Origin of the sequence: Tenacibaculum sp. nBUS_03 (genome assembly GCF_051201695.1) — a bacterium.
GTDB lineage: Bacteria > Bacteroidota > Bacteroidia > Flavobacteriales > Flavobacteriaceae > Polaribacter.
Map to the genome: position 1 here is coordinate 3,157,031 of NZ_CP179214.1, position 15,477 is coordinate 3,172,507.

The following is a 15,477-nucleotide window of genomic DNA, read 5'->3' on the forward strand; positions in this document are numbered from 1 at the left end:
ATGAATAACTTTAATGTAAGATACTCTGATAATGATTTACAGGAGTTCAAAGAAATTATTTTAAAGAAAATTGAAAAATCTGAAGAAGATTTAAAATTACTTGTTGATTCTTATAAAAATGGATCAGGAAATGGTACTGAAGACACTTCTCCTACTTTTAAGTCTTTTGAAGAAGGTTCAGATACAATGTCTAAAGAAGCAAACATGCAATTAGCTATTAGGCAAGAAAAATTTATCCGTGATTTAAAAAATGCATTAGCACGTATTGAAAACAAAACATATGGAATTTGTAGGGTTACTGGTAAATTAATTCAAAAAGAACGATTAAAGCTTGTACCGCATGCAACATTAAGTATTGAAGCTAAGCGTAAACAATAGTTTTATAACATTATAAAAAGCAAATACATAAAAAGACTCCTTAATTAAGGGGTCTTTTTTAATATAAAAATTATGAGGTTTCTATTAATGTTTCTTATGCTAGCTTATTTTCACTAGAAAAATTATTTATAATAAGTATTGTATCTAAAAAAATGAACTTATAGTCTTCAGGTTATAGATGTTGTATTAATGTAAAATATTATGAATCATGTTTTAAAAGTTATTTTATTAGATGAAAAATCTTAATTAAGATATACTAATATTGTTCTTAAATAGAATTAACTTTCTTTTATTAAAAAATAAAGTAACAGATTATACTTTTGTGCGTCTTAAACAGTAGAAAAATATTAAAAATGAATAAAAGTATATTAATTACTGCAATTACAGGTGTATTATTAGTTGGGTGTAATGCATCAAAAGCTAAGATTAATGATTTAGCATCTTCAAATCCAATAGAAACAACATTAAACTTAACTAAGGTTGAAAATGATAAAGTACCAGTAACGATTAATCCTGGTCGATTTACAATTGATAAAGTAACATATAGGTTGCCAAGAGTTGTTCAAGGTACATATTCTGTTAGTGATTTTGGTAAGTATATTGATAGCTTTAAAGCATTTGATTATAAAGGTAATAAGCTATCGGTAAAGAAAGTTGATACCAATACTTGGGAAATTAATAATGCCACTAGTTTAGATAAAATTACATATTTAGTAAATGATACTTTTGATATGGAAGTTAAAGGAGGTATTGGAGGAGAAGCTCCTTTTTCACCTGCTGGAACTAATATTGAAAGTACAAATTATGTATTAAACCTTCATGGATTCATAGGGTATTTTGATTCATTAAAAAACAGTCAATACAAGTTAGATGTAGTGGCTCCATCAAAATTTGCTAGAACTTCGGCTTTACAAGAAGTTGGAACGAAAACAAGTAAAGACGGATCTTCTTTAACAACAAGTTATTTTGCTCCTCGATATTTTGATATCACTGATAATCCAATGTTTTATGGTGAGTTAGATGTTGAAGAGTTTAAAGTAGGAGACATTAAAATTGTACTAAGTGTATATTCTCCAAATAAAATACATTCTGCTGAAAAAATTAAAGCAGTAATGGAAAAAATGATGCAAGCTCAGAAAGCTTACTTAGGGAGTATTAATAGCACAGCTCGTTACGATATTTATTTATATTTATCTGATGGGTCAGAGAAAGCACCTAAAGGATTTGGAGCTTTAGAACATCATACGTCTACTGTTGTAGTTTTACCTGAAGGAATGCCTGATAATGCTTTAGCAAAAAGTATGATAGATGTTGTGTCGCATGAATTTTTTCATATTGTAACTCCTTTAAGTGTACATTCTGAAGACGTACACTATTTTGATTATAACCAACCAACTTTTTCAAAACATTTATGGATGTATGAAGGAGTAACTGAATATTTTGCTACTTTATTTCAAGTAAATCAAGGATTGGTGAATGAAGATGAGTTTTACGCTAAAATTATGGGTAAAATTAAAACTGCTTCTGGAATGAATGATACTATGAGTTTTACTAAAATGAGTGAAAATGTTTTAGATAAACCATATGCCCCACAATATTATAACGTATATCAAAAAGGAGCTTTAATAGGTATGTGTATTGATATTTTAATGCGTGAGGAGAGTAATGGTAGAAGAGGAATCTTATCATTAATGAAAGAGCTGTCTAATAAGTATGGGAAAAATAAACCATTTGTAGATGATAATTTAATTGAAGAGATAACTGCAATGACTTATCCATCAATAGGAGTGTTTTTAAATACACACGTTGTAGGGACTACTCCGATAGATTATAATACATTTTTTGCTAAAGCAGGATTAAATATTTCTGAGTCTAAAGTAAAAACTAATTATATTCAAAATGATGGAGTGATGATTGTAAAAGGAGATAAAGCAACTCAGAGTGTTAGATTTACAGGAGGAGTTAAAAATAATAGCTTTTGGGCAGAAAATGGAGCCCAACCAAACGATGCTATTAAAGTAGTTGATGGAGTTGTTTTAACGAAAGAAAATGCAAATCAAATATTTAGAACAATGTATATGTGGCAACCTGGAAAAGAAGTGGAAGTTAAATTAGAAAGAGGAGATAAAGAGGTTGTAATAAAAACAACATTAACTCAATCATATACTAAAGGAAGTAGTTTGATTGAAAATCCAAATGCAACTCAAAAGCAAAAAGAGTTACGCAAAATATGGTTAAAAGGATAATTCAATCTAGTTTATAAAAAAAAGACCAATGTTTAACATTGGTCTTTTTTTTAAGGTAAAAAACGATTATTTAATTCAGGAGTTGGAATGTAGCAAGCATCTTTTTTTCCAAACCATTTGTATCTATTTTTTGCAATATAAGAATACACAGTATTTCTAATAAAAGTAGGTACAATAAAAAAAAATCCTAATAGTTTTATAGGAAGGCTTAGTTTCAAAGCTATTTTTAATGCAGCAGTAGATTTAGCATAAATTTTTTTGTCTGGAGTGAACAGCAAAATAGAATCAAGTTTATTTGTGTCAATATTAAAATGCTTAATAATATTTTTTCCTGTTTCTCCTTGCAAAGAAGTAAATAAAAACATCTTTTGTTTATCATGTTTAATAACATATTGTACACTATTGTTGCACAAGTTACACACCCCATCAAAAAGTATTAAATAATTATTTTTATCAATGTTAGGTAGCATATTTATCTGTTGAAAGGAAATTCATTAATCCAATTAAAACCTCTATTAGTTAATAAAAAATTCTTTTTGTAATTTTTTGTTCTTTTTAATTTTATTGATATCGTATCTAATTTCACTGTTCCTTTTAAATAAAAATTAGTACTGTCTCCTTCTGTATACCTTAAATTATAGATTTCTAAAGTATCTTTATAATTTTTTAAAACCATTTCATTTTTAGTAGAATCAATAGTTAATTTATACCACTGACTTTTTTCCCCAATTGGTTTTATTTTAGCATATTTTTTTCTGTCAATCATCAAATATTTCCACTTCTTTATCTTGTTGGAAGTAGAGGTTAAAGAATCATTTAACTTAAACTCATTTACTTCATAAAAACCTCTTAAAATACTTTTTGAGCTGTCTCCATAGTACTTTTCTTTAGATTTTAAAGTACTATAAGCACCATATCCTAAAACATAACCTAAAAGTAATACTTTAAAAGCGAATATAGCTTTACTAGAACCTTTTTTTAAAGCAGGCTTATAAATATCAGTAAGAGCAATAGGAGTTCTTAAAAAGAAAAATTTCCATAAAGTTTTAAAGTTTCTAGCAATTAAAAAAATACACATCAAAAATAAATGTGTTGAAAGTATTTTTACAGGAACATCATAAAAATAATTTACAGCCATTACGTTTGCTGTAGTCATTAAAGCAACAATTAACCCAAAAGTTAGTGTTCTTCTAAATAAAAGTAGTACAGCTGCAACTTCAGCAATTCCCATGAATAAATTATATCCTTTAGAGAACCCTAAGAAAGTCCATGCTAATCCCATAGGAGATGAGTCTCCATAGGTTTGAGTTAATCTAGACATTGAAGGAGCAGAAAACTGTAATTGTATTACTTTAACCATTCCATAATTAATTAACATTATTCCTACATAACAGCGTACCGCTAATGTTAGCCAATAATACAATTTTGAATAGTTCTTAGTTTTTTTACCTAAAACAGACCACACTATTGTTGATATTACAGCAATAATAGCAATTGTAAAAATTAATACATAATCGTAAGTAGTATCTCCACTTCCGTTAGGTCCCACTCTAATTTTATATGTAATTCCTAAAATGTTTTTTCCTACCCAAGGAATGAAATTATGTAAAATTTTATTAAATAGTTCATTGAGGTAACCAAAAAAAGGGTAGGCGCCATTATTTTTAAAAAGGATGAATAAAGTAAAGTAAGTAAAGAAAAAACGAAATAATATTTTTTCTGAACTAGACCAGGTAGAAGTTTTTGGAAAAGTATTCATGTGTTTAAAAATTGATAAAATATAACTTTCGAAGATAATTTTCCATCATAAAAAATAATTGTATTAAATGGACATTAACATTATTCAATATTTTTAAAATAAATTTCTTTTTTAGATAAAACACTAACATCTTTTAAAAATTGTTTTGGAGTTTCACCAGAGAGTTTTTTAAACATTTTATTAAAGAATGCTTGATCGTAAAACCCTAAATCTAAAGCAATATCAGAAATTTTAAAATAAGAATCTTTAGATTTTATTTTTTTTATAGAGTTACGAAATTTAATGTTTTTTCTTAAAACAGAAGGAGTAGTTCCACAATGAGCTAAAAAAAGACGATATAGTTTTTTATAACTACAATTGCATGTTTTAGCAATTTCATGAATAGTTAATTCATTATTATCCATTAACGAAATACTTTTAATAATAATTTTTAAATCTTTTTTCTCATTCAGTTTAGTAAGAAGAAAGTCCTCGATTATTTTAATTTTAGCGGTCTCTGTTTTTTGAAAAAAAGTATCATTTTTATTAAAAAAATCATCAAACTCTTCAATTTTGAAAAAAGGGATTCCGTTATAGTTTTTAGTAATAAATTGAGATAAACCAAAAGCTTTGAAAATGATTACAAATTCTTTTACTATGCCTTTGTTGTTAACAAATAACGGTGAGGTAAATTTATTTAAAGCAGAAAAAGAATTTGTGGAAGAGGTTGTTTTTGTAATTTTAATTTCATTACTAGAATAAGTTACATCAGCATCTTCAAAAAGGCAAACAACATTACAATCAGAAGGATATGCGTAATATGTGTCATTGTTTAATTCTAGCTCATAATAAAACAGAATATATTTTTCTAAAAGAGGACTTGGTTTTATTGTTTTTATCTCCACTTATTTTGAGTCGTTTGTTTAGTATTGTTAAGGTTATAAATTGCTCATTATTTTTTTTCTTATCAAAAAACTAAAGATTGTTAGTAAAGCTATATTTATTATTAATTTATTAATATGTATATAATTATGTGTTAAGGCTCCAAAATAATCAAAAAAAGGAATTTTATTTAGATTGGCATAAGTGATTATAAAAAATAATATTTCAAATAATTTTTTCCCTTTTGTTATGATTCCCAAAAAAACAGCTACTAATGCAATAAAGGTACCTCCTAAAATTATTGAGTTAAAATCTATAAAATTACCGTTAACTATTAGACGCATATATAAAGGAGCTGCTAATAAAAGAAGTAACAAAATACTTGCTAAAATTTGAGAAAATAATAAGCGAGAGATAGGTTTATATGATGAAAATGAAAAAAAATAAATATCATTTTCTACTTCTTTTGTTGAAACATCAGATAATCTGCCCACTTGTAAAAACCATAGAGTAGGTAAGATGAATTGATGAGCAATTTGCAAAGGTGTCACTAATAATAATATCATTCCGGCACAATTAATAAGCCATAACCACTTTTTCCCTCTTCTGATTAGTAAGAGAAATTCGGTTCTTAGTAATGGGAAAATGCTAAAATTAGTTTTTATCGTTGGTAAATTGAGTAAATTAATATTTTTATGTGAAGCTTTTTGTTGGGGTTTGATTTTAGTTTTTTTACCTGATTTTTTTTCTTCTATATTAAAACGATGAAAAAATAAAGAAGTCATTCCTATTGCTCCGATAGAAAAAAGAACCCATGCTAAACGACTTAAAATAAAAGTCGTTGGAAATGTTATTCCATCAAATTGAAATTTTTTAGCTTTTTTTACATTTCCTAAAACATAACCAATACTTAGTTCTTTAGTTTTTTTCGCATTGGTAATCTTTCTAACTTGATTTTCCATATGATGCATTACTATTTCTGTACCTAAGACATCTAATGAAAAATTGTTTTGATTCTTTTTGTTAGATAGCATCAGTAGCGAGAATAAAAAGAAGAAACCGATATTTTGTAAAACAGAATACTTCCCTAAAAAAACTTCAAAAATAACAGCGATACATGAAATAAAAAAAAGAGCTGGTATCGTTATTATAAAATAAGGTTTTACAAAATGAAGAATTTCAAAAGGGAAACCATCATTGTAGAAAAGGAAAAGTATACTACTCATGATAAAGATGGTACATAAAATGGCTAGTAAAACTAAAAAATTACTTAAAGCTTTAGAAAATAAATAGTTGAAGTTTTCAATCTTAGTAGAAGCAATAATTTGGCCTACTTTTGTGTTTAAATCAGTTTTAATACTATTGTTTACTAAGTAAAAACCAATTAAAGAAAGAAAAAGACTTGACATGATTGCAGTAACATAACCAAACCAAGCGGTATTATAAGTACCAATATAATTAGCAATTCGTATAGTAGAATAATTAGCATTAGGTTCAGGAATAAAAGTGTATGCAATTGCTAAGCTAGCACAGAGTGTAATTAGAAACGTATAGCTCCTAGTACGTTGTAAATAGTCTAATTTTATAATAGTCAAGAAAGATTTCATAGTTAATTAGTTTTAGTTAGATATAAATAAGCATCTTCTAAATTAGCTTGTTGTTTTTTGGCGTTTATTTCAGGTGTTTCAGAAATATATCTAACAACTAAATCACCATTTTTACGTGTGGTACTTACAATGATATTTGAGTTTTTGAAAGCAGTATATGCTTCTTTTTTAATTTTAGTTTCATAAACTTTATTTTGAACCTTTTTTATAATATTTTCTTGATGTTCTTTTATTAGTAAAGAACCGTTTTTAAGAATAGCAACTTCATCAGCAATGGTATCAATATCCGACACAATATGTGATGATAAAATAACAATACAATTGTTTCCTAGGTCTGAAATTAAATTACGAAAACGAACACGTTCTTCAGGATCTAAGCCAACAGTGGGTTCATCAAAAATTAAAACATTAGGGTTGTTTAATAAAGTTTGAGCAATGCCTACACGTTGCTTCATTCCTCCTGAATAACTACCGATAGGTTTTTTTGCCGCGTCAATTAAATTTAGACCTTCTAATAAATGTGTTATTCTTGGTTTTAGATTTTTACCTCCAATACCTTTCATAGCAGCCATGTATTCTAAAAATTCATAAGCATTTAAGTTTGGGTATACCCCAAAATTTTGGGGAAGAAAACCTAACTGTTTACGCATATAGTTTGTGTCTTTAGTTATGTTATTTTTATTTAATAAAATGCTACCATTAGTAGGGTTGCTTACGGTTGCTATCATTTTAAGTAAGGTAGATTTTCCTGCGCCATTAGGCCCTAATAATCCTAGAATACCTTTTTCAATAGTCATTGAAAAATCTTTTAAACCGAATTTTTCTTTGTTGTATTTTTTTGATATGTTTTGTATTTCTAATTTCATGTTTTTAGGATTTTATAAGTTTAATAGTAGTTTCTAACCCATTTTGTCTAAAAATTAATTCTTCAGATTCTTTAGGGTTTATTTCTAGCTCTATTCCAAAACTACCGTTATATAACTTGTTTTTTTCTTTACTTATTAAAATAACTTGTGCTCCTTGAGCTAAAAAATAAAGATGATTATTTTCTTCTTTAATTTCCATTGTCATTTTCATTCCATGTGAATTAAATAGGTATTTACCTAACACATTTTTAAAATCTGAAGTAACATTTTTATTGAAATATATTGTTTCTGTTTTACCATTTATAAAATTAAAAAGTTCATTTTTAATCATTTTATTAAAAGGGATTATACGAGAATTACTGAATAGTAGAATTAAATTTTGATTTTCAGGATTGTAATATTCTCTAAAAGAGTATCCAATATTATTACCACCATGGCCAATGTATCCATCTTTAAATTTCATGATTCCTAATCCGTAATTGGCATCGTCAAAAGCAGTAAATTTTTGTAAAGATTCTTTAGAAATTAATGTCCCCTTTTTAAATAAGTGGTTGTAAAATTTTGAAATGTCATTTAAATTAGAAGCAACACTTCCTGCAGCATATGCATAATTAGCAAAGAACCTATAGTCTAAATATGATGTTACATCTTTTTTTCTGTGAATTGGTTTTGCTAAGTTTTTAAGTTTTTTTGATATATACGGATAAGTGTTTTTCATATTACAAGGAGTAAAGATTCTTTCTTGGAGTAAATTGAAATAACTTTTATCGGTTACTTTTTCTAAAAGATGACCTAATAGTATATAATTAGTGTTACAATAATTATATTTTCCAATTTTTTTAGAGTTACTCTTAGGTATTTTATTAAGGAAATTTGAGTTGTAAAAAACATCACTTTTAGCATAAAAATCTTTCTCAATGTTTTTTCCTACAATTTCTCCAAGACCACTTCTATGTCTCAGTAATGATTCAATAGTTAAACTACCATCAACATTTTTAATTGGTTGCAAATAAGTACCTATGGAGTCCGATAATTTTATTGATCCTTTTTCAATTTCTTGTAAAAGTAAAATTGCAGTCATTTTTTTAGTAGCACTTCCGATATTAAAAATTGTATATTCATTAAAATTGTATTTGCCAGTATTCGCAACTGAAACCTTTCTGTTTTGTTTAACTAATACACCAACCCCTTGATTTAGTTCTGTAATATAAGGAGTGTATTTATCTAGTTGAGATTGTAGTAATTGTGCATGAATAACACTAGATGCTATGCATAAAAGATAAAATAAGATTGATTTGTGAAATTTCATAATTATTAGTTTTTTTATATTCAACACTTCAAAAGTCAATCAAAAGCTGTGTTGAAAAAAAGAAGAATGATAAACTATCTTTTAAAAATGATAAAAGTGTTTTTTACCATCATCATTGGAAGAAGAATGTTCAAATAAAAAAAAGTACCTTTCGTCATTTAAAAATGCTTTTCTTGAAAGCATAATGTAGGTTTGAAAGATTTTTTAAATATATGGCATGAAAAAAATAGATACTTGGATTGATAATAAAGTTGTACAAAATATTTTTGTTTGGTTATGCTTGTTTATAGTTTTAGTAGGAGGTATACAGTCAGAAAATAGAGTTTCTGCTGCTTTTTACGCTATTTTATTTATCATACCAACTATTTACTCAACGAACTATTTTATTTTACCTTTTTTTAATAAAAAGAAAATAATTTTTTTTTCAGCTTTTATATTAAATGGAATAATTTTTACAATAGTTCCTGTATATCTTATAAGTAGATCTTTACAGGAAACATTAAGTTTAAAAATGTTCTTAAACCTTTTTGGATTTGTGTTATTAGCAATGGTTTTTGGTATGGCTATAAAAATAGCAAGAGATAGTTTTTCTCGTCGCCAAGAAGAGAAAGAAGCACAGCTAAAGTTATTAAAAGCACAGTTAAATCCACATTTTTTGTTTAACACATTGAATAATTTATACGGACTATCTGTTGTTAAATCAGATAAGTTACCTAGTTTAATGTTGAAACTTTCTGATTTACTGCGTTATAGCTTGTACGAAACAAAAGATGTTTATGTAGCGTTAGAGAAAGAAATGAGCTACCTTCAAAATTATGTTTCTTTAGAAAAAATAAGGTTAGAAGAGCAATCAGAAATTCAATTTGAAATTGAAGGTAATTATAGAGGAAAACAAATTGCACCTATGCTTTTAATTGTTTTTGTAGAAAATGCATTTAAACATCTAGGAGCTAATTTAGGTGAAAAAAGTAATGTTAAGGTTTTTATTAATCTTACTGATAAAAACTTGGAATTTGAATGCATAAATTCGATAGATGATGATTTAGTTGAGAAAAATTTAGAAAAAGGGAAAAGTGGAATAGGATTGGAAAATGTTAAAAAACGTTTAAGTTTGATGTATCCAGAAACTCATGATTTAGAAATTGTAAAAATGAAAAATGAATATAGTGTTAAATTAATACTTAGTTTTTAAATGGAAAAGCTCAAATGTGTTATAGCTGATGATGAGCCAATTGCTCGTCAAATATTAGAAAGTTATATTAAAGAATTGCCAAATTTACAATTGGTATCATCATGTAAAAACTCATTTGAAGTAATGACTGTTTTACAAGAAAAAGAAATAGATTTACTTTTTTTAGATATAAATATGCCTAAGCTTTCAGGGTTAAGTTTGTTGAAAACATTACAACAAAAGCCCTCAGTTATTATTACTACTGCATATCCTGAATATGCTATTGAAGGTTTTGAATTATCGGTAACAGATTATTTGTTGAAGCCTTTTTCGTTTGAACGTTTTTTTCAAGCTGTTTTGAAAGTAAATAAAACAAATGTTATAAAGTCAGAAGTAGTATCCATAAATAAAGATATAGAAAGTAGTTCAATTTTTGTTAAAAGTGATAAAAAAATCATTAAACTAAATTTTAATGAAATCAATTATATTGAAGCCTATGGAAACTATATAAAAATTTATACAGACAAAAGAATTCTTACTCCACAAACACTTACCGATTTCTTAAAAAAGATTCCAAGTAATTTTATAAGAATTCATAAGTCATTTGCTGTTAATTTTAATAAAATAGAAATGATAGATGGCAATCAAATTGTTTTACAAAACAACTTTAAATTAGCTATAGGAAAATCTTACAGGAAAAAATTACTACAAATAATAGATAGAAGCTTAGATTAATTTAAGAAATAAGTGGAAATACATTTTGAAATAGTTGAGGGGTAAGTAATAGGGAGTTGTTTGTGGTTTTTAGTTTGATAGGTGATTAAAAAAAACTTTTATAATTTAAGTATTATGGCTACAGTCTCAATTTTAGTTGAAACCGTTGGTTGTTTTTATTGATTTCGTGTTTTGGAATTATTTCAATTCTTTTGTGTATCAACTTTTATATTGTATTCAATAAGTCTTAGTTTAAATTAGTTGCTGTGTTTTACTTTCTGCTATAAGAAGTTGAATACGTTACTTTACCAACTCTTAATGAATGAGGATTTTTTAAAGAAATTAAAATATTTTATGCTTGATTTACAGTGTTTTATGTATGAAAAGGTGTTTTTTTTTGTTGGGAGAGTAAATTTTCTATATATTAGCGGACAGATAGAGTAATGTTTTCCCCCACGAAATATATTTTACTTAAAAAAAAGTTACTCTTTTCACTATACTATATACAATATGGTATAATTTTTACTTTTTACTTTTTTACTGAGAATGAATAATTATGCTTTTAACAGCTATTAATTATTGTTAATTAAATCCCCAGATTATGGTAAAAAAGTACTTTTCGTGGCGTGAAGTAAACAGTTTCTATTTATTGTTTTTTGTCTTATTTTTTGGTTATCAGCAAAATGTGTTTGCACAATATGTTGATGTTGCCATTACAGGTAATCCTGTTAATACTGGAAACGTACAGGTTTTTCCAGCCAGTTCTTCCGCAAAACCGGAAATTGTAAATGTTAGGGCTACAATTGTTAGTGGAACTGGTTTGTTCACTAAAAGTGGTGATAATATAACATTCTCACATCAAAATTCTACAGATGTTGAAGTTGTTTTGGAATTTCTAGACAATACCAACACAAGAGTAACAGGTAATTTTTCTTATATTATTGCAGATATTGATACTCCCGAATCGGTATTTATACCTTGTTCAGATAGGGTAGCCTTTATTAGAGCCGAAGAAGATGTTGCGTTGTCTGAAACAGCTGGAGGTATTTTGGCTGATGGTCTGGTTCAGGCAGGTGGAGTTAATCAGTTAGATGCGCAGTTTTCTTATTTAAATGTTGATGTTGTTAATTTCACCATGCGGGCTACCGCTTCAGGTTGGGTTAAGAATGTTGATTTAAACTTAAATAATTTTGGGTTAGATAATTCTCCTGGATCGGGGGCATCACTTTCAGTGATTGTTTGCTCCAATTCTGATATTGATAATGATGGTGAAACCGATTTGAATGATTTAGATGATGATAATGATGGTATTTTAGATGTAGATGAGGCTGGTGCATTTAATCCAGTAGGTGATGAAGATGGCGATACTGTTCCAAACTATCTTGATTTGAATGATGACGGGAATGCAGGAGATGGTTCAAATACAGATTATACAGATGCTAATAATGATGGTATACCAGATGTGTTTGATACAGATAACGACGGTGTCCCTAATCATTTTGATACTGATTCAGACAATGATGGTTGTTTTGATGCAATTGAAGGTGATGAAACAGTCACAGCTTCACAGTTAGATTCGGTAGGTGCGATTGATATAGCAACTCAGGGAGGGATAGATAGTGATGGAGTACCTCAATTGGTGAATTCAAATGGTCAAGGCCAAGGAGGAGGAAATGAGATAGTAGCTACTGAAGTTGCTCTAGATGCTTCAGCATTAATAGATGTGACACAACAAACTGGAAATGGTTTAAATTTTACAATTACTTCAGCTTCAGCAACAAATACTACTGATTATACGGGTTCTTTACCAAATTATTCAGGGCCTTCAGCAACAGATGTTTCTGGAACATTGGTATATCAGTGGCAGGAAGATGGAGTAAATTTGTCTAATACCGGAGTATATCTAGGAACTAATACTTCTACTTTAACAATTTCAGATGTAACAGGGTTAAACGGAAAAGTTTATAACTTAATAGTTACGCACCCAAATAATACTTGTGTAGATATACAAAATAGTGCTACATTAACTGTAATTGATCCATGTACAAATTTAGCAACAGCTGGTACAGTGACTCCGAATGATCCTGACGCAGACGGTATAAATAACGTGTGTGATTTAGATGATGATAATGATGGTATTTTGGATGCTGATGAATGTGCTTTTATAAAATTAAAGCCAACTGACCTATCAAGCCCACCAGGTGGGAATGCTACAATGTATAGTGTTGTTAATGAAGATATAAGTGATCTTTTCAATTTGCCTCCAAATAGTTTATTTGTGACCATAACCAATGGTGCTACCAATCCATCAGGTGGTGCATGGATAGCAAATGCAGGGACTGGTGCTGGTACGTTTGAGTTTTCAGGGCCTTATTCAGATTTTATGTTTGTTACAGCAGCCCACGGTGGATCATTAGGAGATGGTGTCCAAGATGGTTTTGAATCATTAGACTTAGTAGAATTTAAACTCGATTCCCCATTGGCTTCCGATTTTATTTCTTTTAATTCTGGGTCTAATTATTATGTAGAGAATCCAGTGGGAGGAGCCATTGTAAATAATGGTCAAAGATTAGATTGGCAATCAACAGAGCCAGGAGCAAAAAGAATACGATTTTCTTCTACTTCAATAGCTGGTTCAAATAGCCAATATTTTATCGAGTTAAGAGTTTGTGATACAGATAGAGACCAAGTACTAGACCATTTAGATTTAGATAGTGATAATGATGGTATTTATGATGTAGTAGAATCAGGAGGAACACCAAGTACTACCAACTTGGGGCAAGCTGACGGAACAGTAGGTACTAGCCCAACTACTAATGGAATACCAAGCTCAGCAGCAACAGGTACTTCGCCAATCAATACGATAAGCACAAGTCCAGCAGATTACATAAACACTGATAGCGATGGTGATGGTTGTAGTGATGCCAATGAAGCATACGCCGATGCTAATGCTGATGGTGGAGATGGAGGAGTTTACAATCCTTCGAATACAGCAACAGAACCTCTAACCGAAGTAGCAGGTACAGTAAATTCTAATGGTATTGTTGTTGCTGCCGCATATAGCACTCCTGTTAATATAGATGGGGCATCCCCAGCAAATGATACACGTTTTGATTTTCAACAAGCAGGTACTACCCTAACGATAACTTCACAGCCAACGAGTCTAATCACTAATGGAGTAGGTTCAGTAGTATTTCAGGTATTGCCAAATTTAAATTATTATGCTTATCAATGGCAGGTTGATAAGCAAAGTGGAGGAGGCTTTGTAAACATCGATTCAACTAATACAACTGATATTTACACAGGAAGTGATACGGCATTACTAACACTAACAGGAGCAACTGCGACTGAGAACGGATATGTATATCAGGTTATCATAACAGATGGTTCTTATGTTTGCTCATCAGTTACTTCTAATTCAGCAACATTAACTATTGATACCACAGCCCCAACCGCAGATACGTTTACAAGTAATGATATTACACCAACCTTAACAGGATCAGGTGAGCCAAATGAAACCTTAACCATTACGGTAGATTCAGATGGCGATGGAACTCCAGAAGTAACGTATACAGTAACAACTGACGCCTCAGGAAACTGGAGTATCGATCCCGATACAGCAACACCTGACAGTGGAACTTTTCCAACGTTATCAGATGATGATACAATTGACGTTGTAGCAACGGATGCCGGAGGAAATACAGGATCAGGAGTTGTAACGATTGATACCACAGCCCCAACCGCAGATACGTTTACAAGTAATGATATTACACCAACCTTAACAGGATCAGGTGAGCCAAATGAAACCTTAACCATTACGGTAGATTCAGATGGCGATGGAACTCCAGAAGTAACGTATACAGTAACAACTGATGCCTCAGGAAACTGGAGTATCGATCCCGATACAGCAACACCTGACAGTGGAACTTTCCCAGCGTTATCAGATGATGATACGATTGACGTTGTAGCAACGGATGCCGGAGGAAATACAGGGTCAGGAGTTGTAACGATTGATACCACAGCCCCAACCGCAGATACGTTTACAAGTAATGATATTACACCAACCTTAACAGGATCAGGTGAGCCAAATGAAACCTTAACCATTACGGTAGATTCAGATGGCGATGGAACTCCAGAAGTAACGTATACAGTAACAACTGACGCCTCAGGAAACTGGAGTATTGATCCCGATACAGCAACACCTGACAGTGGAACTTTCCCAACCTTATCAGATGATGATACGATTGACGTTGTAGCAACGGATGCCGGAGGAAATACAGGATCAGGAGTTGTAACGATTGATACCACAGCCCCAACAGCAGATACGTTTACAAGTAATGATATTACACCAACCTTAACAGGGTCAGGTGAGCCAAATGAAACCTTAACCATTACGGTAGATTCAGATGGCGATGGAACTCCAGAAGTAACGTATACAGTAACAACTGACGCCTCAGGAAACTGGAGTATCGATCCGATACAGCAACACCTGACAGTGGAACTTTCCCAACCTTATCAGATGATGATACAATTGACGTTGTAGCAACGGATGCCGGAGGAAATACA

General features: G+C 29.8%; 11 protein-coding genes. 5 read left to right on the forward strand and 6 right to left on the reverse strand.

The features are described 5' to 3' along the window. Together ACMFBB_RS14515 and ACMFBB_RS14520 are read left to right on the forward strand one after the other, a co-directional pair. Positions 1 to 378: a TraR/DksA family transcriptional regulator gene (locus tag ACMFBB_RS14515; protein ID WP_435261472.1), complete on the forward strand. Its 378-nt coding sequence runs from the start codon at positions 1 to 3 to the stop codon at positions 376 to 378. Positions 379 to 731: 353 nt separating this feature from the next. Continuing rightward, the gene (locus ACMFBB_RS14520) at positions 732 to 2,624 is read left to right on the forward strand and encodes a peptidase M61 (RefSeq protein WP_435261473.1); all 1,893 of its coding nucleotides are present in this window, start codon (positions 732 to 734) and stop codon (positions 2,622 to 2,624) included. A gap of 50 nt (positions 2,625 to 2,674) precedes the next feature. Here the strand turns inward: ACMFBB_RS14520 and ACMFBB_RS14525 are convergent, their stop codons facing one another. The 6 genes from ACMFBB_RS14525 to ACMFBB_RS14550 form a co-directional block, all read right to left on the reverse strand. Next, entirely contained in the window at positions 2,675 to 3,094 is a 420-nt protein-coding gene (locus ACMFBB_RS14525) for a thiol-disulfide oxidoreductase DCC family protein (RefSeq protein WP_435261474.1), read from the reverse strand. A gap of 2 nt (positions 3,095 to 3,096) precedes the next feature. Then, on the reverse strand, positions 3,097 to 4,383 hold the full coding sequence (locus ACMFBB_RS14530) for a hypothetical protein (protein ID WP_435261475.1): 1,287 nt from the start codon (positions 4,381 to 4,383) through the stop codon (positions 3,097 to 3,099). An 80-nt stretch (positions 4,384 to 4,463) separates the two neighbouring features. Further along, positions 4,464 to 5,267 carry a helix-turn-helix domain-containing protein gene (locus tag ACMFBB_RS14535; RefSeq protein ID WP_435261476.1) on the reverse strand — a complete coding sequence of 268 codons (804 nt, stop codon included), beginning with the start codon at positions 5,265 to 5,267 and terminating at the stop codon, positions 4,464 to 4,466. Between the two features lie 33 nt (positions 5,268 to 5,300). Next, positions 5,301 to 6,851 carry a hypothetical protein gene (locus ACMFBB_RS14540; protein WP_435261477.1) on the reverse strand — a complete coding sequence of 517 codons (1,551 nt, stop codon included), beginning with the start codon at positions 6,849 to 6,851 and terminating at the stop codon, positions 5,301 to 5,303. A gap of 2 nt (positions 6,852 to 6,853) precedes the next feature. Next, on the reverse strand, positions 6,854 to 7,717 hold the full coding sequence (locus ACMFBB_RS14545) for an ABC transporter ATP-binding protein (RefSeq protein ID WP_435261478.1): 864 nt from the start codon (positions 7,715 to 7,717) through the stop codon (positions 6,854 to 6,856). Positions 7,718 to 7,721: 4 nt separating this feature from the next. Then, positions 7,722 to 9,026 carry a serine hydrolase domain-containing protein gene (locus ACMFBB_RS14550; RefSeq protein WP_435261479.1) on the reverse strand — a complete coding sequence of 435 codons (1,305 nt, stop codon included), beginning with the start codon at positions 9,024 to 9,026 and terminating at the stop codon, positions 7,722 to 7,724. A 217-nt stretch (positions 9,027 to 9,243) separates the two neighbouring features. On the opposite strand from ACMFBB_RS14550, the gene ACMFBB_RS14555 reads away from it, so the two are divergent. From ACMFBB_RS14555 to ACMFBB_RS14565, 3 genes are all read left to right on the forward strand, one after another. Continuing rightward, positions 9,244 to 10,218 carry a sensor histidine kinase gene (locus ACMFBB_RS14555; RefSeq protein WP_435261480.1) on the forward strand — a complete coding sequence of 325 codons (975 nt, stop codon included), beginning with the start codon at positions 9,244 to 9,246 and terminating at the stop codon, positions 10,216 to 10,218. Continuing rightward, a complete protein-coding gene (locus tag ACMFBB_RS14560; protein WP_435261481.1) occupies positions 10,219 to 10,932 on the forward strand; it encodes a LytR/AlgR family response regulator transcription factor in 714 nt (237 codons plus the stop codon). It abuts the gene before it with no gap. A gap of 580 nt (positions 10,933 to 11,512) precedes the next feature. Further along, positions 11,513 to 15,454, forward strand: coding sequence for a hypothetical protein (locus ACMFBB_RS14565; RefSeq protein WP_435261482.1), 3,942 nt, complete (start codon positions 11,513 to 11,515; stop codon positions 15,452 to 15,454). Positions 15,455 to 15,477: the final 23 nt, after the last annotated feature.

What these genes read in the sequence shown, in the direction of transcription:
- ACMFBB_RS14515 (WP_435261472.1), top strand. Translation starts at nt 1, where the DNA reads ATGAATAACTTTAATGTAAGATACTCTGATAATGATTTACAGGAGTTC.
- ACMFBB_RS14520 (WP_435261473.1), top strand. Translation starts at nt 732, where the DNA reads ATGAATAAAAGTATATTAATTACTGCAATTACAGGTGTATTATTAGTT.
- ACMFBB_RS14525 (WP_435261474.1), bottom strand. Translation starts at nt 3,094, where the DNA reads ATGCTACCTAACATTGATAAAAATAATTATTTAATACTTTTTGATGGG.
- ACMFBB_RS14530 (WP_435261475.1), bottom strand. Translation starts at nt 4,383, where the DNA reads ATGAATACTTTTCCAAAAACTTCTACCTGGTCTAGTTCAGAAAAAATA.
- ACMFBB_RS14540 (WP_435261477.1), bottom strand. Translation starts at nt 6,851, where the DNA reads ATGAAATCTTTCTTGACTATTATAAAATTAGACTATTTACAACGTACT.
- ACMFBB_RS14545 (WP_435261478.1), bottom strand. Translation starts at nt 7,717, where the DNA reads ATGAAATTAGAAATACAAAACATATCAAAAAAATACAACAAAGAAAAA.
- ACMFBB_RS14550 (WP_435261479.1), bottom strand. Translation starts at nt 9,026, where the DNA reads ATGAAATTTCACAAATCAATCTTATTTTATCTTTTATGCATAGCATCT.
- ACMFBB_RS14555 (WP_435261480.1), top strand. Translation starts at nt 9,244, where the DNA reads ATGAAAAAAATAGATACTTGGATTGATAATAAAGTTGTACAAAATATT.
- ACMFBB_RS14560 (WP_435261481.1), top strand. Translation starts at nt 10,219, where the DNA reads ATGGAAAAGCTCAAATGTGTTATAGCTGATGATGAGCCAATTGCTCGT.
- ACMFBB_RS14565 (WP_435261482.1), top strand. Translation starts at nt 11,513, where the DNA reads ATGGTAAAAAAGTACTTTTCGTGGCGTGAAGTAAACAGTTTCTATTTA.